Origin of the sequence: Yersinia sp. IP36721, from assembly GCF_003634395.1 — a bacterium.
Taxonomy (GTDB): Bacteria; Pseudomonadota; Gammaproteobacteria; order Enterobacterales; family Enterobacteriaceae; genus Yersinia; species Yersinia entomophaga.
The window spans coordinates 171,288-194,684 of record NZ_QCZL01000002.1 but is presented as its reverse complement, the minus strand read 5'-3'; the positions used below and the strand labels follow the sequence as shown (position 1 = coordinate 194,684).

The following is a 23,397-nucleotide window of genomic DNA, read 5'->3' as shown; positions in this document are numbered from 1 at the left end:
CAGGCTCAGTATTGTATTTGAAACCGTTCGTGAGAAGAGAGATCTTCCTAAATCTTATCTTGAGAGGCCGCTACGATGACATTTCGCATTATTGAAAAACAGCCGCAGCAAGTTGTCAGTATTCGGGTGATTGGCCCTTACGCCGAAACCATTCCTCTTGGTTTCAAACAGTTATCATCCTGGCAGCAGCAGCACCCGTTACCCTATGAATCCTGGCTAGCGCTTTATTGGGATAACCCTGAAACCACGCCACCCGCCGATCTGCGGGCTGATGTGGCTTTTTCTGTGGCCGATGATTTTGTCTTGCCCGCGCATGCCAGCAGTGGTGTGCTTTTACAAATAATACCTGGTGGGACTTATGCGGTTTATCGTGCGCGGGTGACCGATGGGGATTATGCCAAGGCATGGGGAGAGTTGTATAACCTGCATTTACCCGCCAGTGGCTACCTCCCGGCAGAAGGTGCGTGTTTTGAGGTCTATTTGAATGACGGAATGGCCGACGGTTATTTCGATATTGATATCTATCAGTCAGTGAGACCGATGGACACCGAGTAACTCGTACTCCGCGGAGTGAATACTTTCCTACTCGCTAAATTCTGCCCTTACTGGTTTAACTTTTTGATAAATATGGTGATGTTTCAGTGAGGCAGGGATGTCGGTAAATAGGGAACATGGGAAAGCATGCCAGAGCGGCAAAATGCCGCTTTCTGTTAGTAAAATTGAGCCGATGTTTTTTAAAGTAGTTTGATTAAAAATGAGGGTGAAATAATTAACATAAGCCGTCATAAAAACGTCATCCGGCTGCTCTAGTATCCAATGTAACCAATAAATACAAACTGTATTAGTGTGTTACAAAAGGAACTCTACCGATGTCAAAGCGCATTTCTACCGCTTCCCGAGTCGCATTATCAACGCTGTTGCTGTCTACCAGTTGCACATTACTGATGCCTAACGCCAGTGCCGCAGAAACGGGCTTATATGACCGTTCCGCGAAAGGCGACATCACTCAGTTCGGCGGAGCTCGTCGATTAGATAGTGACCAGACGCAGGCTTTACGCGACTCTTTATCGGATAAAACCGTAAAAAATGTCATTTTGCTGATTGGCGATGGAATGGGCGATTCTGAAATCACCTCGGCGCGTAACTATGCGGCGGGTGCCGGCGGTTTCTTCAAAGGCATTGATGCCTTGCCACTGACGGGTCAATACACGCATTACTCTTTAGACAAAAAGACGCAAAAACCGAATTATGTAACTGATTCCGCTGCGTCAGCCACCGCATGGTCAAGCGGCGTTAAAACTTATAACGGCGCGTTGGGTGTGGATTTTACAGGCAAAGATCACATCACCATTCTGGAACTGGCGAAAGCGGCAGGGAAAGCCACTGGCAACGTTTCTACCGCAGAGTTGCAAGATGCCACGCCTGCCGCTCAGTTTGCTCACGTTACCGGTCGCAAATGCTATGGCCCTGAAGAAACTAGCGAAAAATGCGCGACCAATGCGCTGGAAAACGGCGGAAGAGGTTCGATAACCGAGCAAATGATCCAAGCCCGGGCAGATATCACGCTAGGCGGCGGAGCAAAATCTTTTGAGCAACTGGCTAAGGCCGGCGAGTGGAAGGATAAATCCTTGCGCGACCAGGCTATTGCCCGCGGTTATCTGATTGTTGAGAGTCTGAATGATCTCAATGGGGTAACTCAGGCAAATCAGGATAAACCCGTTCTTGGCCTATTCTCGGCGGGTAATATGCCAGTGCGTTGGTTAGGCCCGAAGGCGTCATACCACGGTAATATCGATAAATCTCCAGTCACCTGCGAGGTGAATCCGGAACGCACTGCGGATATTCCAACGTTGGCCGCCATGACAGAAAAAGCCATAGAAGTGTTGAAAACCAATGAAAAAGGTTTCTTCCTACAGGTAGAAGGGGCGTCAATTGATAAACAGGATCATGCCGCGAACCCTTGTGGTCAGTTCGGTGAAACTGTTGATTTGGATGAAGCGGTACAAAAAGCGCTCGAGTTCGCAAAAGCCGACGGCAACACGCTGGTGATTGTGACCGCCGACCATGCTCATTCCAGCCAGATCGTCGAGGCCGATGCCAAGGCGCCGGGGTTGACGCAGGCATTAATGACCAAAGATGGCGCGGTGATGGCGATCAGTTATGGGAATTCCGAAGATGACTCTCAAGGTCATACCGGCACGCAGCTACGCATTGCTGCCTATGGCCCTCACGCGGCTAACGTCGTGGGTCTAACTGACCAAACCGACCTGTTCTTTACCATGCGTGATGCAATGGCGTTGAAGTAATGGCGTTGAAGTAATAATTGATTTTATTGGAAATAATATACTCCCCGTTTGCGTTGGCTGCGGGGATTTTTATCATTGACGCTCTGCCTATAGCGCGATGTCTATCGGGCAATAAGATGCCGGAGTTGTTTAATCATTTCTGTATGAAGCGCCTGATGAGCGATATCCCGCACGAGTATTACCTCAACGTTAACCCGTTCGGCTAACCAGTTGGTTGCAACCATTCCCATTCGGTCTTTTTCACCACAAACGAGAGTGACACCCTGAGCGTCCATTTGCGCAACTTGTCGCAATATATCGTTGGTAATAAAAAATCCGGCGGCATGGTAATGAATTTCTAGCATGATGGCGGAATAAGTTCGCGGATTGAAAAATTCATCGGTTAACGTGATTGTCTGATGGAAATCCTGGTGCGCATTTGTCGCGATTTCATCGGTATTCACCCAAAGTTGAGCAATAGATCTCTTCTGACTGGCTAGGCCCGTGGCCAAAATCTGTAAACAGCGATAGTAGGTGGCCGATTTAGGTTGGTTTTCAGCAAAAATAAAAGGTTTTAGCCTATGCGTCTGGCAGATCTGCTGATGGAAATAAAACCAATGCAGCTCCTGCACAGTCGCAATAGGAATAAAAGGGCAACCGATTACCAGTTTCAAACCGCTCATGCCATAGCGAATTTTGTATAAAATGCCTAACCAACAGCCCCAGGAGAGACCTAAAATATTGGCGCGCGGCATTTTTAAAAAACATCGAAGCCTCTCAATATCTTCCACCAGATGGTTGATGGTATTGATTCTTCGCTCGCCGTAAGGAAGAGATTGGCCGCAACCTCGTTGATCAAAAATTAAAACGTCGCACAGTGACAAATCAAAAAATGCCGTATGAATAAGATGACTTTGCCCCGCAGGCCCTCCGTGGAGAACGATCCAAGGTTCGCCCTGCGGATTTCCATGCCGCTCCCAATATATGGAGTGCAGATCATCAACCGGGAAGAAACCTGAGCTACGCACTTGCGTCATGGGTATTTTCTCAACATATAAAACTGAAATATGTGGCACTGATCCAGTGAGCTGGCCGTATTCTTTATTACCTCAAATCCAAGCGCCGAGGCCAGGTCTGTGATGGGAACCAATACGGGAGTATGACCAAAAACAAATGCTATCCCGCCGGGATTCAATAGGCCGATCAAATGATTAAAAGCGAGCGCCGCGCTACCTATTTGCATCACTTCATCATTCAGAAAGCGCAGAATAAGAATATCGCAGCGTTGCCGGGAAGACATGGCGTCGCCAACGGAAAAAGAAATAGGCCGTTCCTTATGTCTCTCACGAGCAAATTCGATCATCTGAGGAGAAATATCTGAACCAATATAATTAAACTCAGGAAGTTTATTAGCCAGGGATGCCAGAAAATCACCGGTAGAACAGGCGGGATCGTAAATAACACCCTGGGTTTTTAACACCTTAAGGCTGAGTTCTGTGTGCATCTGAAAATGGCGTTCTTCCCTAGCCATTCTCTCAGCAGAAAGGTGGTCAACTTGCCAAAATTTATCGCCAGAGGGAAGTGCGCCGTCAAAATCGCGAATAAAACAAAAATCAATTTCGCCCATAGGGTCGGTTAATAGGCTTTGGAAAAAACTAGAGCGCCGGCGAGAAGAGGGGGCAATATAACTGAACGTGACATGGTTTCCTTCCCGTCTGGCAGAATTGAACGGACCTAATAAATTAATATCGCTTAATACGCTGGGCCAGCTTTGTCGACCTAATTCATTTTCACATATAAATTTTCGCCCCAGCCAGGATTCCTCTTCCGCATGTGCCAGGAAATAACTCCCCATGCTAAGGTCAACCTCTTCGGTTAAGGTCACTATATTGCCTTCGGGAATATCCCCTATCTGTTTCTGGTGTTTAATATATTGATGTTCTCTGATTAACCACCTGACGGCAAAATCATCTTTAGATAGTTTTTTTTTCAAGAGACCTCCTTCCTCTTAACAGAGGTAAAACAATATTCCCGCTGGTAATAATATAAAAGCGTTCAAAGCTAGGAATTAAAACATTGGTTAGACACACCTGAGAAGTTTCATAGAGAATACTCTTCCCGATAACAAACCCTTGTTCAATTAAATCCTGTTCTATCTCGACAAGATCTTCGGCGGGGCGACTGTCTGCGTGGTCTGAAACTGGCAGGCGACACAGTAAGACTTCATTGGTGTTAAAAATATCCGCGGTTCGCATGCAAAAACAACGCTCTAATTTTTTGTATCTTAATAACCGCTGATGCAATACTTCGTTCTCTCGTTGAATCTCTTGGCTATGATTAAATACCGCATTGATTTGTACCAATTCACTTAACGCTCGCTGCAGTGCGTGGTGCGGATGTAGCGATGTTCCGCAGCCTATTGGATATTTTATTAGTTTTGATTTTTCAGCTAACGCCAGATAAGTACGACATTTCAGTCCCTGAGTAATATCCAGTACTCGTATCCTTTGTTGAATTTCCTCTTCTGAATTTTGCCAGCTGCGTGCGACGTCTTCCGGTAAACTCTGCTTATCAATTTCATATATTGTACATGGGCTTCGGCTGTATAAACCCTGGATAAGAAACAAAGATAATGCATCCCTTTCTATACATTCATTTATGCCATGTAATAAAGCTTCGTTTCGGTTTGCGCCAATAGCAATGCCGCTATTGCTTCCATAGCGAGCGAGATAACGATAGTCAAAATTATCATCGGCAAGAGGTTTACGGGAATAATTGGGATCGCAAAGCGCTAATGGATAATAAAAATCTCCCGCGGTAGAGGCGAAGCGGCGCGTAGCCAGATGACTATCAGGTTGAGTGCTAATCATATCCAGCACATCGTCACTAGCTAGTATTCCCTTACGCATCAGAGTCTTTGCAGGCCGTACTGTGGCTAGAGGAGAGGAAAAATCCTCAATATAATGCTCCAGTGCTTCAAATAATGCCCCAACAAAAGCATTGCCATAATCTCCTTTACCTACGCCCATCGTTTGATTGTTATTCTTTGGATGTTTTAACGTAACAACAATCGTCAGAATATTCTTTCCGTAAACTTCTTTACGCCACATCAAACCCAGATTATCAATTTCTTTGATAACGCGATCTTTTGCATCGGATAATGTGAAATCGCGCTCAATAGGACGCATAGGAATTCCTCCCTGGAATAGCAAGCAGTCATGTGGGGAATTTTCGGTTAAATGATACTATTAATGGAAAGGGAGTTATTTAAGCGCCGATGAGGCCACTATCGGCGCTTAATGTTTTTAGTCATTAAAATAAGAGACAAATAACTTAGTTGTCAGTATGTTAATGACTACTTATATTTACTCGTCATCCTTAAGAGCTTCGGTCTCAGAGTGAGTCAAATGAACTTCCTGAGGTGAATGGCTCTCTTCTGACGCATTTACTGGATTAGCATTAAACGAAACCATATATCCCATATTAACACTCCTTTGCAGTTTAAATAGACAAGCACTGATGTGCTCAAAATTCATACTATCTATATTTATCAAATAAAACGTGATCAAGATCACTATTTTAAATTAATTGTTAATTATTTAGTATTAAATAAATAATTATGTTGCTTATTTTTGCTTTAAAAAAATTAAGTATATTAAATTTATTTAGTTCATAGGTAAATAGGCCAGCTTTCGTTATAAATACCTACATTTACTCGGTCATTACGTTATAAGATGAGGTGTTGCTGGGGAATAGAGGAATGAGAATAGAATAATGCAGGCAACCATACCGATTGCCTGATCTAATAAACAGTGATTATCTGACGCGAATATAATTGCCATCAGCGCTGACGTTATGACCAAATCCGCAGTCACCCGCAGTTTCTACAGTCACATCCGCATGAGTAAATTGCATATTAACTTTGCAGTCACCGGAATAATCAGTTTCTTTATCTGCTTTACTCTGGTCGTATTCTACCTTGCCATCAGCTGGAATACTGCTAACAAAAGAGAATTGCCCCATATTAGGGCCATAGTAGATGCCCATAATACCAAAATAGTAACCATTGTAATCTATGGTGAATTTATTACCTTTTGGCGTGACTTCAATGGAGTTCCAATTACCCAGTCCTGAATATTGCCAATATTCACCAGCATAAGTTGTCGGTTTAGGTAATGCGGCTATTTTATCAGCGATAAGCTTCAGGTTATATTGCGATTTTTTATCTTCTGGAGCAATCATTAACCAGGCTTTTGCTTTAAGCAGATCTCCCTGACGAATATAGGTTAGCGCCATATTGTTATAAGCCGTAGCTCGGGCGCCGCTATCTACTTTTACCTCGTCAGAGAAGTGGCAGGCTTCTGTCCAGGCAACCTGATTCATAAAATGCTTTTGCGCTGTAACGTAATCACCTTTTTGATAGGCGGTATTTCCTGCATTAGCGTAAGAAGGAATTTTTTTGCAGTCGGCAATCACGCGCCGATCGTCAATTTCAGCATGAACCTGCGCCGTAAAAAGTAAATTGAGTCCGATCAAAACGTAGGGAAGGTTTTTCCTCAATTTCGTCTTAGGTATCATGTCGTTCGGTTCCTTGTTCAAATGTTATTCTGCCACATTGCTGAGGGTGTAATAGAAAAGCTCCACCCTGATCCTGAATCGATGCCTCTACTTAAATCATGGGGCGGAGATTAGCATCCCGACGTATAAAACTGTGAATTATTGCCATCAGGATATGACCGCCAATGCAAAAGAGCAGCAGCCATGCTAGTGGCCCATGCATCATATCGATCCAAACGGTAATCCCTTTGATTTCAATCCCCGTGGCTGGCAACACAGGGATGCCCATGACAACCACGCCTTTGCCATCAGCATAACAGCGGAGAAGGGCCAAAAAGGGAATCACAAACATCAATAAATAAAGCGTAATATGCCCAACAATGGCGATCTTGTTCGCTTTATTTGGCCTCGAAAGCGGGTAACGGTGTCTATTAAACCCACGCCATAAAGCACGTATTATTACCAGGATAAATAGCAAAAAGCCTACGGTTGCGTGGGAACCCTGTTTATCCATCCACAAGGTAAATGCGGTGCGTCCGAAAGTATGCCAGACAATCACGCTGAAAAATTGCCATAAAAATAACAAAGCCATCAACCAATGAAGTGTCCGACTGATTAAACCAAAACGCGAGGGCGTATCAAGCCAGTTAATTCTGTTTGTCACCGTCATCCTTGTATTGCAACCAGTATGTTTGCAGGGCATTTATTCATTGAGATGAGATTTTTCCCATCAGAATAAAATATCCGTTAAAACAGAAAGTTAATTCCGAGAGATTAACCGAGATTCTTCTGTTTGAAAATAGCAATCATTCAGCATTTTATGTGTGATAGGGATACACTCAGGCTGTTCTGGCAACTGCTACCTACTTTTGAGCCACTTATATTGTTAGCGCCCTGGCATTATTCCTTACAAACAGCGTGCTCAAACTAGCGTCTGCTGGCATAATTGTTTTTCCCGCTATCGGGAGGCTTTATTATAAATTACTTATATTGATAATCTGCTGAGTTGATTTCACCTGTATTAACTCGGGGGGATTTCGGCTATCTGCAATGCGTACTTTATAAAAATAGAATTATTATTAAGAAATTGCCCTTAAGGGCAGCATAAAAATTATTATTTCAAGATAGGGGCTTATAAACCATCGTGACTAAGATAAAATCTGCCACAACTGGCTGGGTCATACTGTTAATGATTCTTTTGGCTTTGCTATCACTGCTGCCAAAAGAAACATCAATAGCCGTTGGTGCTGCACTATTATGCATTTTCTTCTTTTGGCATTATTTGAAAGCCGCAAAGCGTGTCTCTAAGCCGAAGCTCGAACTGGCAACTGAACCTTCGCCTTTGCTTTCCGATATACCTTCCGACGAGAGGGACATCTCGGCGACGCTCCCGCTGCAATCGGACGATGAGTTTTATATTTTCAGGCTGGCAGATGAGCTGAATAAACAAAATTATCAGGCTTCAGTGCTACCTCAAGGCTCACTATCGCGAGCCTCTTGGCTGCCTCCTGGGGAACTGGCCGTGGTGGCCGGAATTAATTTACCGGATGGCATGATCTACATCGGGAATAAATTGAAAAGTAATCGCAGTGGCGCAGAGCCTGCGTTTATTAACCCAACGCTGAAAGTGGCCGCCGATCATGTTGATATGTCTTTGCCGCTGACTGATGAACGTCCTAACTACTCCATGATATCGCCAGAGGCTCGCCGCGCTTATTTGCAATGGCTGGCAGAAGGGCGTCAGGCTCCTGAAGCTTATATTGGCTACGTTTTCCTGTTCTTCTATGGATTAGAACATCGCTTATTGATTGACGCAAACGTAGACGTTGCAGCCAAAAATGAGCAACCGGCGTTAAAAGCGGAAATTATCCGTTTACTCGGAATTTATGGCGAGCATCGTGAATTCGAACGTTGTGCACGTAACTTATTGGTTTATCTCACACCTCTCGATCCCACGGAAAAAACTTATCTTTCTTCGCCGCCGATTGGCAGCTACGGGACAGATTTACCATTAGGTTTACGAATCGGTTTAGGGCAGTTAGCCGTTGACCAGCATCCATTACCGGCGGATTGGGCCGTAGCCTGGGCATTATCTGATCCTAACTTGCCGCATAATATTGCCGCTACGCGCAATTTTGGCGTTTTCTCGCAGCTGTTCCAACAGCGATATAGACAGTATTTCCCGCAAGGTTTCATACTGCCTATGAATAAAACCAAACTACAGATTTGCTACCGTTCGGCTTCCGCAGGGCTGATGGATCAACAGTTTACCCGGCGTATTCATGATTTGCCTGATGTGGTCGTGGCTAAAGATAGCAGAGAGAAACTAAGGCTGATTCTGGAGGATTGTTACACCGAGTTAGCCGGTTACAGCCAGTTTATTGCGCTCAATCCCGATAAAATTAACGATCTGGAAGCTATTTTGCTACTGCCAATGACGCTGTGGCCAGAAGCGTTAAAGCAAGAATTGGACAATATCAAAGAGCGGGTGGGATACGGGTTACTGCTCATGACCTACAACGAACTATTTACCCGCTTAAATAGCCCCGGAGAGGTGACGCGTAATAAAGTCATGGCGTTAGTCCGAGCTATGGAGAAAATACAGCTTGGGGTCGAACCTGATATTTTATCCGATAATATTACTCCGTCGGCACAGGATACGATTGCACTGTTTCCTATCACGGTGCTAGCAACGGAATCAGAAACGCTCCCGGCTTATCGGGTAACGGTGGTAACGCTCGATCTGGCCTGCGCGGCGGTAATGGTAGACGGCGGGATTTCTGAGCCAGAATTAATGATGCTCAGCCAACATGTCGATGCCTGGGGGCATATCAGCCCCGGTCAACGTATGCGCTTAAAAGCGTATTTACAGCCGGGAATAAAGAAAACCAGCACCTTGGGCGCGTTACGTAAAAAAATGGAGCCGCTCAGTGTCACAACCCGACGGGCTATTGCCGCGTTTTTGGCCCACCTGGTTCAGGCCGATGGCAAAGTTACCCCGCAGGAAGTGAAATTTCTGGAGCGGGTTTATGTGCGGTTATCACTGGACAGTAAATTGGTCTATACCGACCTGCATCAATCACCGCCGGTTAGCGTGACTCAGACCACGGCTAAAATGATTAACGATAATGCCAGAGTGGCGCAATTGCAGCAGGAAAGTCGCGAACTGTATAAAGTGCTATCAACGATGTTTCCCGCTACTGTAGAACAAAAATCTAAGCCTATTCAGCCCATGGCCACCTGGGTAAAACCGGTGGAAATTTTTGGATTAGATGCCGATCATTCGGCGCTATTACGTTTATTAATTGGTCGGCTGCTGTGGTCCAGAGATGAACTTATCGATATTGCGGAAGATATGGCACTCCCATTGGATGAAGCCTTGTCTACGCTGAATGAAAAAACGCACTCGGTTTTCAATTTGCCATTAACCGAAGGCAATCGCCCAGTAAAAATCAACCGTACCATACTGCGCTCTTTAGCGGCGTAGCCGAGTAAATATCCGGTCAGAAAGCCGAATCAGGCTTTTATTGATCTGATATTTTGCACGATGTATGGCGTTGTAAGGTTGCTCATACAGACAAACTACCGGAGAATAGCCGGCTAAGATAAAATCAGGAACCCAAGTGGCGTATTAACCGCAGGAGTCGTAGAAAGAATGAAGTACAAGTGGATACTTTTTGATGCGGACGAAACGCTATTTCATTTTGATGCTTACCAAGGGTTAAAACTGATGTTTTCCCGCTTCAAAACTGAATTTACGCTACAGGATTATGAGCATTATCAATTGGTTAATCAGCCATTGTGGGTGGATTATCAAAACGGGAAAATTAATGCCGCACAGTTGCAAAGCACTCGTTTTGAAATGTGGGCGAACAGGTTGGGCGTATCGCCCCATACGCTAAACAGTGAGTTTCTGGTCGCGATGGCGGATATTTGCGCTCTGCTTCCCGGCGCGCAGGAATTAATTAATGCGCTGCATGGTAAAGCTCAATTGGGGATTATTACCAACGGCTTTACTGACTTACAGAATGTTCGTTTGGAACGCACCGGTTTGAAGAACGTGTTCTCGCCGCTGGTTATTTCCGAAGAAGTAGGGGTAGCCAAGCCGGACGTAGGAATTTTCGAGTATGCGTTCAATCTGATGGCAAATCCGCCCAAAGAGCAAATCTTGATGGTAGGCGATAATCCGCATTCAGATATTCAGGGCGGAATTAACGCAGGTATTGATACTTGCTGGTTAAATACTCAGGGGCATGCGCGTCCAGAAGGAATTCAACCGCGCTATCAGGTCAGTTCTTTAACTGAGTTGCAGCATTTACTCCTCGCCTAAAGTCTTTAATCTGTAAACAACCGCAGAGTCAATAGGGTAGAGCGTTGCCAATTTTGGCAAGGTTCACTCTATCTCGTCATCAAATCATTGGCTATACGCATATAAAAAATCTATTTATCATTGAAATTAATAGATTTTATTTTTAACCACTTCATTCAACATCTGTTTCAATCTCCCCGATTTTTCCCTCAAGTGGGCCTTTAGGTGGATAAATAATCAGTATTTGTTGGTTTTTTATCAGGTCAGGACTATAGACAAATAGCTTTATACGAAAAAAATCAAAATATTCATAAAATAAATTAATTTTGTTATATACAGGCGATTATTTATTGGTAAAGATAACTATTATCATCTTTGGTTATTAGCGAGGGAACGCTGAATGAAGCCATTGCCTCAGGTTGGCGCATCCTCTCAAAAATGCAGTGATGATAATGTAATCCTTTGTATTTAAAGGGTTTTGATGAGTGAATATAAACTAACGGAGTAGTATCATCATCATGTCTAACCTACAAGACATCACCAACCAGACCACAACGGCTAGCCAATCCAAAATTGTGACCTTAGAACAACTTGACCAACGCAGTCTGGAAAAGTTAATCAGTGGCGAAATTCTTGCCATAAGAATCCCTAACTACTGTACGGAAGAAACTGCCTCATCGCTGAATGATTACATCGATAAAACGGCAAAACTGCACCAGTACACCCATGAAACTTATGAAGATGGTCAGGTTGTGCAGAATTTCTACGGCGTGCATCGCTGGGGGACGCCGTTCAATATGACCTACGGCAAGCCTGATGGCGACGGTGCCAAAGAGAAATATTATGCCGATGCAGCCAAGATGCGTGAACTGATCGATAATATTTGCGCGCCAGCAAAACCACCGGTGCAGGCATTGATTGACCATTTCCAACAACATTGGCCAGACGGAGCGGTTACCGCATCTTTTGAGGGAAAACCGATGTTTGCCGGGATTATCCGCGCCATGTTCCCGGAGACGGCTCATCTATCCGAAACGGTTCCCCACGTGGATTGCCTACCATTCTCCATAGCCGAATTAGAACATCAGTTTAGCGCCAATATTTATATTGAAACTCCACCGTCCGGGGGAGAATTAATGGTATGGGACACGGAGGCGTTTTCATTTGATGAGGTCGAACTGTTTGAGGGCGATCAATTACCAGAGGAACGTCTGCAATTCCCGCTGCGAATTCAGCCGCAAAAGAATGAACTGGTGATTATTAATACGCGTCGACCACATGCAATTTGCGGGTTTGATTCGGGCAAACGCATCAGCATGCAGTCATTTATCGGCTATAACACCAATGAACCATTCTATTTCTGGTGCTAAGCGGCATTAACTTTTTCCTTTTAGGATAATAAATTATGACTCCTGATGAATTTCGTCGGCATGGTCACGCCATAATCGATTTAATTGCTGATTATCGCCAGAATATTGAGCAGCGGCCGGTGCATCCGAATACGCTGCCGGGTGAGATTAAAGCCAATCTGCCAATGACCGCGCCGGAGAAAGGCGAATCCTTTGAACACATTATGGCGGATGTGGAATCGCTAGTGATGCCCGGTTTATTGCATTGGCAGCATCCTCACTTTTTCGGTTATTTCCCCTCCAACGTTGAGCTGTCATCGGTATTAGGTGATTGCCTGAGTACCGGGCTAGGCGTAATTGGCCTATCTTGGCAATCCAGCCCAGCATTGACGGAAATTGAGGAAGTCACGACCAACTGGCTGCTAAAAATGATTGGTCTGAGTGATGCATGGAGTGGCGTCATTCAGGATTCCGCATCGACTGCGACATTGGTGGCATTAATCAGCGCACGGGAACGGACTTCCGACTACGCATTGATGCAGGACGGCATGCAAAATAGCGCCGCGCCGCTTATTGTGTATACCTCGCAGGAAGCCCATAGCGGCGTGAACAAAGCGGCGATGCTGGCGGGATTTGGCTTAAATAACATCAGGTTAGTCGCCACGGATGAGCACAACGCCCTGTCTCCCCACGCACTGGATAAAGCGATACAGCAGGATCTGGCCGCTGGAAACCGTCCTTGTATCGTGATTGCTACCACCGGAACCACGGCGGCCACGGCGATGGATCCGCTGGATGCTATCGGTGATATAAGCCAGAAGTACGGGCTGTGGATGCATGTTGATTCGGCAATGGCGGGTTCCGCGATGATTTTGCCGGAATTCCGTCACTTATGGCTTGGGATCGAAAAAGCCGATTCGGTGGTGCTGAATCCGCATAAATGGCTCGGAGCTGCCTTTGATTGTTCGGTTTATTGTGTACGTGATTCGGAGCATTTGATTCGTATTATGAGCACCAACCCGAGCTTCTTACAGTCGACGGCTGACGGTCAAGTACGTAATTATCGTGACTGGGGGATTCCGCTGGGACGCCGTTTCCGGGCGCTCAAACTGTGGTTTTTAATCCGTGAGCAGGGCGTTGAAGGGCTACAGGCGCGGTTGCGTCGCGATATCGATAATGCCCGCTGGTTAGCAGAGCAAATGGCGGAACATGAGGATTGGAAGCTTGTGGCTCCGCTGAATTTGCAAACGCTGTGCGTGCGGCATGAACCGAAGGGTTTACAAGGAGAAGCGCTGGATGCCTACACCCGTTCTTGGGCGGAAACCTTGAATCAGTCGGGCAATGCTTATGTGACTACGGCAACTTTAGGCGGGCGTTGGATGGTCAGAATTTCCATTGGCACTTTGGGCACTGAGCGCCGCCATGTAGAAGCATTATGGTCGCAGCTACAGCAGTTGGTGAGTGAAGCAGCGGCGGCGGCATAATTAACGCTGCCTAGTCTATAAATGATGGCTGTGTTAGGGAACTGACCTGTTGTAAATAACGTCAGTTCCCTTTTTATTACCAAAAATTCATGGATATATCTGCCACGGAAGGATGTTAGGATGTCAGCTGTGATTAATAGCGACATTGATAGGGATATATCTCGATGATAAAGTTGGCGTTTGTCCTATTGGGCTGTTTTTTCAGCGCGCTGGCTTTTGCCTATCAGCCGCAGGAAGGCGACATTATCTTCCATTCGTCTACTTCATCCCAAAGTCAGGCCATTCAGTTTGCTACCGGTTCCCGCTATAGCCATATGGGAATAGTGTTGTTTAAGCAGGGAAAACCCTATGTTTATGAAGCGGTTGCCACGGTGCGATACACACCGCTGGATCGCTGGATCAAACGCGGTGCCCGCGGGCAGTATCTGGTGAAACGGTTAAAGACGCCATTGACCGCAGCGCAGGTCAGGCAGCTGCATGAGCAAGGAAAAGCCTTCCAAAACAAGCCTTACGATCTGACTTTTGATTGGTCTAATGAACGGATGTATTGTTCCGAACTGGTGTGGAAAATGTATCAACGAGCCACCGGGCTAGAAATTGGTCAATTGCAAAAGGTGAGAGAGTTTAATCTGACCGCACCGGCCGTGCAGCAAAAAATCAAAGAGCGCTACGGCAAAAATGTGCCGCTGGACGCACCGGTAATTTCCCCGGTAGCGATGCTGAACTCGCCGTTGCTAAAAACTGTTCCATTATAATCGAGACTCAATATCTGTTTTATTTCTGATTGCAGGATATCCCATGATTCAATGTACCTTTATGCTGGTTCCCGGTTATACCAATTCCGGCCCCGAACACTGGCAGTCATTTATCGAACGCAAATATATCAATGCAGTGCGAGTTGAACAGAAAGAGTGGGATAATCCGGATCGTGACACGTGGCGGGAGAGGCTGGCTCGCGCTATCGACGGTATTCCCGGTAATATTTTTCTGGTAGGCCACAGTTGCGGTGCCATTACCGTGACTCAGTGGGCAGAGCGTTACCATTCCGGCAAAGTGATTGGCGCATTATTGGTCGCTCCGGCCGATGTGGATGCCATTACGGCACCGGCGGCTATTCAGGTGCAGCGCCCCATTCCGTCAAAACCGTTGCCGTTCCCCAGCACGCTGATTTGCAGTGATAATGACGAATATCTCTCGCTGGATCGCGCGCAGCAGTTTGCCAGTCAGTGGGGCAGTGAGAGGGTGATAAAATCAGGCGGTGGCCATTTTCATACGGCGGCGGGCTACGGGGAATGGCCGGAGATTGAAAATATGCTGGAAAGTTTGTCTGGCTTTAAGCTGATTAAAAAACAGCATTCAGCGAGATAAAAAGCCTGAGGAAAAAAAGGTAGCCGTTGGCGGTTGATGACAGATATTCCGCCTGCGGCCACTGATATTCAAGGCCGCAAGCGGAAGGGGGAAAGCGCAGACAAAAATAACCGGACGGTTAATAACCCGCAGGCACCTTTTTCTGGCTACAGTGCCATAGGTTTAATCAACTGCAATATCGCACCCAACCGATCGCGCTGCGCCACGCTCAATTCTTTTCCGGCCGAGTAACCGAGGTTTTGCATAATCAGTTCATTGAGGCCAACCAGCCAGTCATAAATATAAAACGCGGTGGTATTGGTTGGCGTTAGAGCCAAACGAGTCAAACGTTGGGATGTGCCCCAGTTTGCTACCGGTTTTTCTGGCTGAGCAAAAATCTTATGCCCGCGATTAATCCGGCTGTCTGGACGCTGCGCCGGTTCAATTTGCAGGAATCCCAACCAGGCGACAAAATCACCCAGCACGGTTAACGCACGCGAAACTTGTTGATCTGCCAACTGTTCCCGCGGTGTACCTGGCAGTTCCTGATCGGCCAGTTTGCGCTGTAGGGCACCTTCCATATCCAGACGAATACTGGCGGTAATCAGTTCTTCCATCAGCATTTCAATCGTCGGCTTCGACACGCCCAGCAGAGCCACTAATGGGCCATTTTCTGGCAAACTACGCAGATGGTTGATCCAATAGCGGTATACCTCTTTGGCATAGCTGAAGTCGTTATTTGTCGTGAATGATGGGGTAACGTCGAGGTTTGTGTCGACATCTTCCTGTAATTCGCTAAATAAATCGATTTCAATCCCCACACTGAAGGGTTCGCTACTGGTTTGGGCTATCTTTTGATCGGCTCGCGGTTGTTTGGTAACCCCGTGAGATTGTTGCAGGAATAACCGCAGCAGTTCCTCTCTGGCAGGTAATAAACGCTCCAGCAGTTCACCGTGAACGCCGGTACGAGTTTGCAGGGTTTTAATCAAAGTTTCGGCAATGCGCTGTCTTTTCTGCGGATCGCTGACACCTTCGGAGTGATACCAGTGGCCGAGCAGATTATCCTGCAACTCCCGTTGCAATTCATGCAGTTGCTCCGTCAGGCGCTCGCCTTTAATATTTCGGGCGATTTCTCCGATTAAATAGGTCGCCATTCGTTCGGTACCGCGTTCATCCAGCGCTTGCACCGAGCCCCAGCTATCACCGGGATTGCCAACCTGACGCTGTACCGCTTCGTCATAATGCTGGCCATGAGTGACGCGTTGATCGAAAGGAGTGAGCGCCCAAATTAGCCCCGGATGACGACGTGCACGCACCTGCGCACTTTCTCCCTGAGTTTTTTTTACCCAGTAATCCAATGCCTTGGCGACTTTTTTCACCTCAGAACGTTGACCCGCGGCACTGCATAACATCAGCAGGTTAATAGCCTGATGGTCGGTATAGCGATCCAGCAAATATTCACATTTGGCGCGCAAAAAATTCTGTGCCAACGGGTAACGCGGCAAATTTTCGGATTCGCTTAACATAGGCGTATCAAGCTGGGCTCCCCAGTTGGGCAGATCTAGCATATCAACGGTGGCAAAAGCCGGATCGCGCGGGGCGGAGTGTAGCGGGATGCATAGCTCGGCGCTCAGTAGCGTGAGCTCAGATAGTGACAATGTCACTTCCCGTTGTTTTTCCCCCTGACAGAGCGGCCTAACCTGAACCGAAATATCCGACGGCGCATTCAGGTTGGCCAGCGTGGTCATATTCATCAGGCCGTTCGCCGGTAACTGTAGGTCATCAACTAATACGCTCAAAGGTGCCAATACCACAGTGGCGCCGTTAAGATGCTGTAAAGTATGCGCAAAGTGACGATAAGCTGCCGTTAACGCTGGGATTTCGCCCCATAACAGCGAGAACAAACGCGCGCGATCGTCTACGCTCAGGCAGGGCGCCAGTTCGATAGCCGTGGGCCAGAAATGCGTATTCAGTAGGGACTGGCTGTTTTTATCCTGACGCAGCAAATAATCCCACAGCGTCACCACATCATCTTCCGTGATACCGCTCACGGCCTGACTTTGGCGATGCATCGCCAATAAGTTGAGATGTTCGGTGATAGAGTGGGCATCAGGCTGGTAAAGTGCCTTTTCCTGTAAAAAATCATGCAGGAAGATGTTGGCCGTCATCTTGGCTAAATCGGTTTCATTGAGCAAAGAGAGCCGTACCGGATAAGCGCGATCTTCTGGCACATTCTGGCGGGTGAAACGGGTTGCCAATGCGGTAGCCTGATTATCCGGATTGATATGCATCAGATAATCATAGGTTTTATCCCCTAAGCGGGTTTCCAGCTTATTGTCGCCGTTAGTGGTCAGCGCGGTAATCAACGCGGATTTCCCCTGCTGAGACTGACCAAAAAACCCGATGGTCATTGCTTCAGAAGAAATAACTGACAAACGCTGAGCCTCACTCCTATGGCGGCGCAGTTTGATTTTTAGCCGCTCAGCTTCGGTATCCAGACGTGGAGCCTGCTGGCGACAGCTTTCAATCCAGCCAAAACTGTGATCAATGCCTTGCACAACCGCCTGTAACTGATGGGTGAGCGTGGCCGACAGCTGTTCGGGTGTTAAAGATTTCATTTTTTAAATACGCTCCCACTGTCGATCCAGTAATGCGTCTCGCCGGTGCCATTACCGGCCAGAGTATTCAATTTCAGTCGTAAATGTTGCAGCGGCACGCGGCTGCCGTCTCCGAGTAACGCTTCGGCAATTTCGAATCGTTCCGGACTGTTATCCTGCACACCTTTCACCAGCGCGAGTCTTACCCGCAGATCTCCGTCGCCAGCCACTTTTCGCGCTAATTCTGTATCAGTAATCGACAGAGTATAGAGTGGCGAAGCGGGCCAGCGTTCGTTATCCAACTGACGGAACCCCAGACACAGCGCGCCGCGCACGGGGAAACTGCCTTTCGCCGGTAACTGGTAGGACGGTGAATCCAAATCGATATCGCTGTAATACAGATTATCCGTACTTAGGGTGTTATTGCTGTCCAACATACCAAGATAACGCACGGTGGAATAAGGCTGAAAATCACCGGCTTTAAAATAGAAGCCCGGCAGACGCAGATCCAGCGCCAATAGGCACAGCATGGCACCGACGGCGGCAGTGGATTTCGGATTATCAATGCGACCCAGTTTGTTAAACGGATACCATTCACTGGTGTGATAACCATCCAGCGACAAAATCCGGTTCGTTGGCAACGGCTGTAAATGGCGGAATAGCGCGGCGATACCGGGGAAGCGGGAAGGACGGCCGGTCAGCAGCAAAACGTCGCAATCGTATAGCGACACCACTTCACACAGCGAACGCAGGCTTTGGGTCAGGTTCATTCGGTTGGAAAGAAACTCGGCGTGCAGTTTGCTGAGTTTAACGATCAGCGCAACCTGAAGAATATCAAAAGGCTCAGCATCGGCGCGCAGCTCACGCTGCACTTCGGTATTCAGATAGTCCAGCACGCGCGCGGTGGGAGCCTGAATCAGCAATTCGCTAAAGCTAGCGTCGATCTCGGCGCTGCTGTCTAACGGATCGAAACCTTCATATGCCTGTAAAATGGCGCGGCCCAGCGGCATAAATAGCTGCAAAGTCACTTGCTGACGCAGTGTCGATTGCCCATCGGCGCGGCCATCATTGCCGAATAATTTAGTCATCAGCAGGTCAGGAGCAGGCACACCGGATTTTTTCAGCGCGGCCTGCACCGCTGGCAAGACATAAAGCTGAATCACATCCAGCAAAATATCGTCGCCGGCGACTTTAAATCCTTCTCGGAACAGCAGGCGCGGGGTGATTTTTACGTTGCTGCCAACGCCATCATCTAAAACGTATTGAGTAATCGCCAGATCGGTGGTGCCGCCGCCGATATCGATCGACGCAATACGCAGACTTTTCCCTGCTGTTTCATCTGCGGCGAGCTGTTTATCCGGACGCGCCATACTGGCGAAGAAGGCTTCGGTGCGGCCACCGAAATTCACCTGAGTTTCGTTATACAGATAAACCATCTGTCCGCAGGTGGCTTCATCCCATTCCATGTGAACGTCTGGCACAGGTACGCGGCTTTTGGCTTTATCTTCAGCGCGGGTGAAATCATCGTCCATCGGATGCCAGCCCAGCGCTTTCCAGATGAGCCCAATGGCTTCATGCATCCGGCGACGGAATATTTCGCGCTCCGGTTTCGGCATGGCCGACGGCAGCGTCAGAATAATATTACGCAATTGGCGCGGTGCGGTGGCATGGTTCATTTTCTGCCGCTGCGCTGGGCTGTTAATTTGCATTAACGCTTGCGCCAACAGTTCCGACAACATGAAAGTCATCAAGGCGCTGCGACTGTAATGAGGGGAAAATACCGGTAGACGTTCTTCCAACGGCAAAGCGTAGAGTGGCTGGCCTTCGTCATTGATCAGATTGGTCAACGGTAGGGCGATCGCCGGCGCTTCTCCGTGAGATTTGGTGGCGGTACGGCTAAAACGCCAGCCAGGAGTGAAACTCTCTTCATCCCATAAGTAGCGGCGCGGGCTGGAAATACCGGTTGCACCTTCGGTACCCTGACGCAGCAGCGCCATTCGGCTGGCTTCGCGGCCTACGCGCGCGATCGACGGCCAGACAAAGGCGTCGTCCCGGCCACTTTCCACCGAGAAATTCTGCTTGCCGAAGGCCGCTTGAGAAAATTCGACGCGGCTTTCAAACAGTTCATTATACAAAAAATGTGGCTGGCCGAGATCCCGCAGTTGTAGCTCGTAAGACTGCTGCAACCCGTTGATTCCGTCGCCGTGATCTTCCACCAGAACGCCGCACGTGTGGGAATTCCCTACGTCCAGAATCAGATCCACGTTCACCGCGGGCTCTTGCAGCGTGGCGGTGGTCATTTTGATGTCCGGTATGCCTAATTGCTTACCTAACATATCCAGCAGGTTGAGATAGTGCGCCTGATATTCAAATTCCCGCAGCGAGGCCTTAATTTCGCGCTCGGTACGTTGTTCCTGCTGGCTAACCTGTTGAATAAAAGTTTCCCGCAGCCAGCCGTCTACCCAGGTCAGATCGAGAAATTCACCTAATTCATCATTTTGATATGCCAGCGCAAAATGCGTGCCGGTATCAATATCATGCTCGGTGGGCGCCAGGAATTCGTTATCGTGACCTTCAGGATAAACCTTGGTATCAAACGCCAAACAGACACGGTGAGTATTGCCGTCCTGATCCGGGGTTTCCAACGCTAAAATCTGCATCCGCGCCCAGTTATCCGGGCCACCGATAAAGTTACGCGGCGGATTAAAGCGTAAGAAAGGTAAAGGCAGCCAGATGTTCTCCAGCAACTTAAGTGACTGATCCAGCGGGAAACTGAATTCAGGTTTCACCACTTCAGGCGCTGAACCCGCCACCGGTAACAGGTATTTGCCACGTTCTTGATTAAACATCAAACGCAATAATGGGCCATTGGCGCTTTTACGCACAAAGGCATGGGGCAAATCGGCATCCACGACGGGCGTTAAGGCAAAGTCCAAAAATTGAATCCCGCTGTTCTGAATCAGCGTAATTCGTTGTTTATAATCCGTGATCGTTGCCAGCATAGTGTTTATTTACTCTCACGTTTCATCGTCATTGGAAGAAGGGTTTCAGCGTCATAGCGGCCGGTACATTCAGCGGGGCCGGTCAGGCCTTGTTTGCACACCAGTTCGGGAACCTGGTAACGGGAACCATCGCTACAGCGGGCCTTGGTACGACTATTGATCACCAGATTGCCAGATTGCATCAGACCGGCATTAACATTGACCCGGCAACTGATGTTGTCACCATAGGTGATGCGGGCGGTGCCTTTGCCATCATTTATCTGGTATTTCAGTACCGGTGGTTTGCCCGTCAGTGGATCTTTGATATCCACAAATACACGCCAGCGGCCATTCAGAAACTTGGTGGAGCCGATTTTTACCGCGTCCGCTGGCAATACCAACGCATCTTTCGGAATCGGCACGGCAACGGTTTCTACTGCGGCAGCCACAGGTGGCTCAGGTACGACTGGAGCGATCACTGTCGCATGAGTCACCGGCAATGGGTTTGGCAGTCGCGCTTCTGAGGTCTTTGTCGGCGCGGGTTTTTCGACTTCTGCCGCAGGTTTGTCTGCCGCTGGTTGGGCGGCGGCCACGATAGGCGCGGGTTTAGCTGCCGAAGCTGGATGTTTTGAAGCAGGATGTTCTACCGGTTTAGTGGCCGGTTTGGTCACGGTCGGGCTGACTGCAGGCTTAGCTACGGGGGCAGGCTTGGTCGCTGACAGTTGCAGCGCTAAAACCGCAATCACGGCGGCGGCCGGTAACAATAGCCATAAACGCAGGCGACGCCAGCGGTTTGGCGGCACCGGCTGGTTTTCTGCTACTGGCGGTGGCGGCGGGGCAATCACCGGCTCGGGGATCGTCGGCGGTATGGTCGCGGCAGACGCTGTTTTCGGGCTAACCGGCGCAGCCGCTGGCATCATCTCAACGGCTGGCTCATGCACCGTGGCACGCAGGCAATCCAGAGCGTCGGATCGGGATTTTTTATCCAGATTGACGAAACCCCAGAAGGTAATGACTGGTTTGTCATCTACCAAATAAACGTGATTCTGATCGGGAAATTGGAAGGCTTTTGCCAACAGCGCGCCGAATAGCTTATGACCGGTTTTTTCCGCCTGCTGAGCGCGTTGGCTAATCGCCGCCACCGTGGCCTGGCACATTTCCAGTTGCTTTATGGCCGAAGTGCGCTGGCTATGGCTGGCCGCAATCCAGGAGGTAACCTTGCCTGATATAGGGGAATACCAATCCATGCGGTCGCCGTCTTCATTTGGCTGAGGAATCGCCAGACAGTCAGCAATATGTTGCTGTTTTCTTAAGCGTAACGCTTCCCGAAGCTGGAGTGCCGAAGCATAAACCGGTTGCCCATTTTCGCCCAAGGCAAGCATGTCATCTAAATTTCCACTGCGTAAAAATGATTTTGCCACGCAAAAGGGACCCTTTATGAGAGATGTCTAACGCAGAAAATAATGTGTTATCTGCAACAGCGGATACTTTAATTCTCATTAACACCAATCAAACGCTTGAATAGGTGGCAAAACCACCCCTTGTTTATCAAAAACAATCGCTATACGGAATAAATTGACGCGAAAAGATAGGGGCGAACCAGGGATAGTGTACAAAAGAGGGACATTAAAGAAGAAAAGCGGGAAACAAGGCAAAAACGCCGGTACTCCTAAGCAGACCGGCGTCGCGATAACAATTATAGTCAAGCATCACCCATGGGGTTTATGCACCGAAATCAACGTCAAATGCCTGATAGAAAGCATTACCAGAGTTCGCCACGATCCAAAGCAGTACAATAACGTGATGGCCTTTTTTACCTGTAGGTAAAAGAACCTGATGGTTGGTTTTTGCTACCAATTTAGCCTGATGTGAGTAATAAGGCACGAACGGGTAGAAATCTTCGCTGAACGGAGCCACTTCCAGCTGATCGCGAGTGATGCGCGCCTGCGGATTCCAACCGTCCTTAGTAATAAACCAGCGATAACCGCGAGTGGTGTGAGGGGCGGTGTAGGCCCATTTGACGTCAAACAGCTCGCCAGGTTTTACCGCAATTTTAGGCCAACTGAAACTGTCATCGGCTTTGCCCAGCGCTCGCAGCTTTTGCTGCATTTCCTGATCGGTAAAGTTGACCGATTCACGGTTGCCTGCGTGGCCGCCGCTGAGAATCAACCCATCCTTAGGAGGAATATTACTTGGATTATCCGCCTGGAACGGCGCAGGAACCGGACCCGCGTTTAAGTCAGGGAAATTTTTCCCGCCTTCCATTTCATTATTTTCCCATTCGCCGATTAATCCTAAATCGGTTGCCACTAATCCGCGAGTTTTAGGAGTAGTAATTCGGCCATGTCTCAGTTGTGAATTGTTAGTCGTCATATATTTCTCTCTTAATTTAAAGGGTGGAATGTTGTTATTTATAGCGCCTATAACCTTGAAGCCATTTGGCGCTACCTTTTTTCTCCCTTGTGGGAAGTCCTAGATTCCACATCTT

General features: G+C 47.9%; 17 protein-coding genes. 8 read left to right on the top strand and 9 right to left on the bottom strand.

The features are described 5' to 3' along the window. The first annotated feature begins 75 nt into the window (after nt 1-75). Together sbmC and phoA are read left to right on the top strand one after the other, a co-directional pair. A complete protein-coding gene (gene sbmC / locus DBA33_RS02950; protein ID WP_120805508.1) occupies nt 76-555 on the top strand; it encodes a DNA gyrase inhibitor SbmC in 480 nt (159 codons plus the stop codon). A 314-nt stretch (nt 556-869) separates the two neighbouring features. After that, a complete protein-coding gene (gene phoA / locus DBA33_RS02940) occupies nt 870-2,306 on the top strand; it encodes an alkaline phosphatase (protein WP_120805506.1) in 1,437 nt (478 codons plus the stop codon). Between the two features lie 101 nt (nt 2,307-2,407). Here the strand turns inward: phoA and DBA33_RS02935 are convergent, their stop codons facing one another. The 5 genes from DBA33_RS02935 to DBA33_RS02915 all read right to left on the bottom strand — a co-directional run bounded on the left by DBA33_RS02935 (nt 2,408) and on the right by DBA33_RS02915 (nt 7,512). Further along, nucleotides 2,408-3,322: an alpha/beta fold hydrolase gene (locus DBA33_RS02935; RefSeq protein WP_120805504.1), complete on the bottom strand. Its 915-nt coding sequence runs from the start codon at nt 3,320-3,322 to the stop codon at nt 2,408-2,410. Next, complete coding sequence (locus DBA33_RS02930) at nt 3,319-4,278, bottom strand: class I SAM-dependent methyltransferase (RefSeq protein ID WP_064513794.1); 960 nt, start codon at nt 4,276-4,278, stop codon at nt 3,319-3,321. Before DBA33_RS02930 ends, DBA33_RS02935 begins: the two co-directional genes overlap by 4 nt. Beyond that, a complete protein-coding gene (locus DBA33_RS02925) occupies nt 4,259-5,473 on the bottom strand; it encodes a YcaO-like family protein (protein WP_120805502.1) in 1,215 nt (404 codons plus the stop codon). Before DBA33_RS02925 ends, DBA33_RS02930 begins: the two co-directional genes overlap by 20 nt. 628 nt (nt 5,474-6,101) lie before the next feature. Next, nucleotides 6,102-6,863, bottom strand: a complete 762-nt coding sequence (locus DBA33_RS02920; protein WP_064513790.1) for a tetratricopeptide repeat protein — start codon at nt 6,861-6,863, stop codon at nt 6,102-6,104. Nucleotides 6,864-6,954: 91 nt separating this feature from the next. Then, entirely contained in the window at nt 6,955-7,512 is a 558-nt protein-coding gene (locus DBA33_RS02915) for a cytochrome b (RefSeq protein ID WP_158513758.1), read from the bottom strand. Nucleotides 7,513-7,986: 474 nt separating this feature from the next. Between DBA33_RS02915 and DBA33_RS02910 the strand changes: the two genes are divergently transcribed. The 6 genes from DBA33_RS02910 to DBA33_RS02885 all read left to right on the top strand — a co-directional run bounded on the left by DBA33_RS02910 (nt 7,987) and on the right by DBA33_RS02885 (nt 15,352). Beyond that, on the top strand, nt 7,987-10,329 hold the full coding sequence (locus tag DBA33_RS02910; protein WP_120805500.1) for a TerB N-terminal domain-containing protein: 2,343 nt from the start codon (nt 7,987-7,989) through the stop codon (nt 10,327-10,329). Nucleotides 10,330-10,497: 168 nt separating this feature from the next. Beyond that, nucleotides 10,498-11,172 carry a pyrimidine 5'-nucleotidase gene (gene yjjG, locus DBA33_RS02905; protein WP_064513785.1) on the top strand — a complete coding sequence of 225 codons (675 nt, stop codon included), beginning with the start codon at nt 10,498-10,500 and terminating at the stop codon, nt 11,170-11,172. A gap of 497 nt (nt 11,173-11,669) precedes the next feature. Continuing rightward, on the top strand, nt 11,670-12,521 hold the full coding sequence (locus DBA33_RS02900) for a 2OG-Fe(II) oxygenase (RefSeq protein ID WP_064513782.1): 852 nt from the start codon (nt 11,670-11,672) through the stop codon (nt 12,519-12,521). A 35-nt stretch (nt 12,522-12,556) separates the two neighbouring features. Beyond that, the gene (locus DBA33_RS02895; protein ID WP_120805498.1) at nt 12,557-13,984 is read left to right on the top strand and encodes a pyridoxal-dependent decarboxylase; all 1,428 of its coding nucleotides are present in this window, start codon (nt 12,557-12,559) and stop codon (nt 13,982-13,984) included. 164 nt (nt 13,985-14,148) lie between these two features. Beyond that, complete coding sequence (locus DBA33_RS02890) at nt 14,149-14,739, top strand: YiiX family permuted papain-like enzyme (protein ID WP_120805496.1); 591 nt, start codon at nt 14,149-14,151, stop codon at nt 14,737-14,739. 43 nt (nt 14,740-14,782) lie between these two features. Then, nucleotides 14,783-15,352, top strand: a complete 570-nt coding sequence (locus tag DBA33_RS02885) for an alpha/beta hydrolase (RefSeq protein WP_064513779.1) — start codon at nt 14,783-14,785, stop codon at nt 15,350-15,352. Nucleotides 15,353-15,498: 146 nt separating this feature from the next. Here the strand turns inward: DBA33_RS02885 and DBA33_RS02880 are convergent, their stop codons facing one another. The 4 genes from DBA33_RS02880 to DBA33_RS02865 all read right to left on the bottom strand — a co-directional run bounded on the left by DBA33_RS02880 (nt 15,499) and on the right by DBA33_RS02865 (nt 23,282). After that, complete coding sequence (locus tag DBA33_RS02880) at nt 15,499-17,949, bottom strand: virulence factor SrfC family protein (protein WP_120805493.1); 2,451 nt, start codon at nt 17,947-17,949, stop codon at nt 15,499-15,501. Continuing rightward, nucleotides 17,946-20,930: a virulence factor SrfB gene (locus tag DBA33_RS02875; RefSeq protein WP_064513776.1), complete on the bottom strand. Its 2,985-nt coding sequence runs from the start codon at nt 20,928-20,930 to the stop codon at nt 17,946-17,948. Before DBA33_RS02875 ends, DBA33_RS02880 begins: the two co-directional genes overlap by 4 nt. A 5-nt stretch (nt 20,931-20,935) precedes the next feature. Then, nucleotides 20,936-22,330 (bottom strand): SrfA family protein, encoded by a 1,395-nt coding sequence (locus DBA33_RS02870; protein ID WP_064513775.1) that lies wholly within the window; start codon nt 22,328-22,330, stop codon nt 20,936-20,938. Nucleotides 22,331-22,631: 301 nt separating this feature from the next. After that, nucleotides 22,632-23,282, bottom strand: a complete 651-nt coding sequence (locus DBA33_RS02865) for a lytic polysaccharide monooxygenase auxiliary activity family 9 protein (protein WP_064513774.1) — start codon at nt 23,280-23,282, stop codon at nt 22,632-22,634. Between the last annotated feature and the right edge of the window lie 115 nt (nt 23,283-23,397).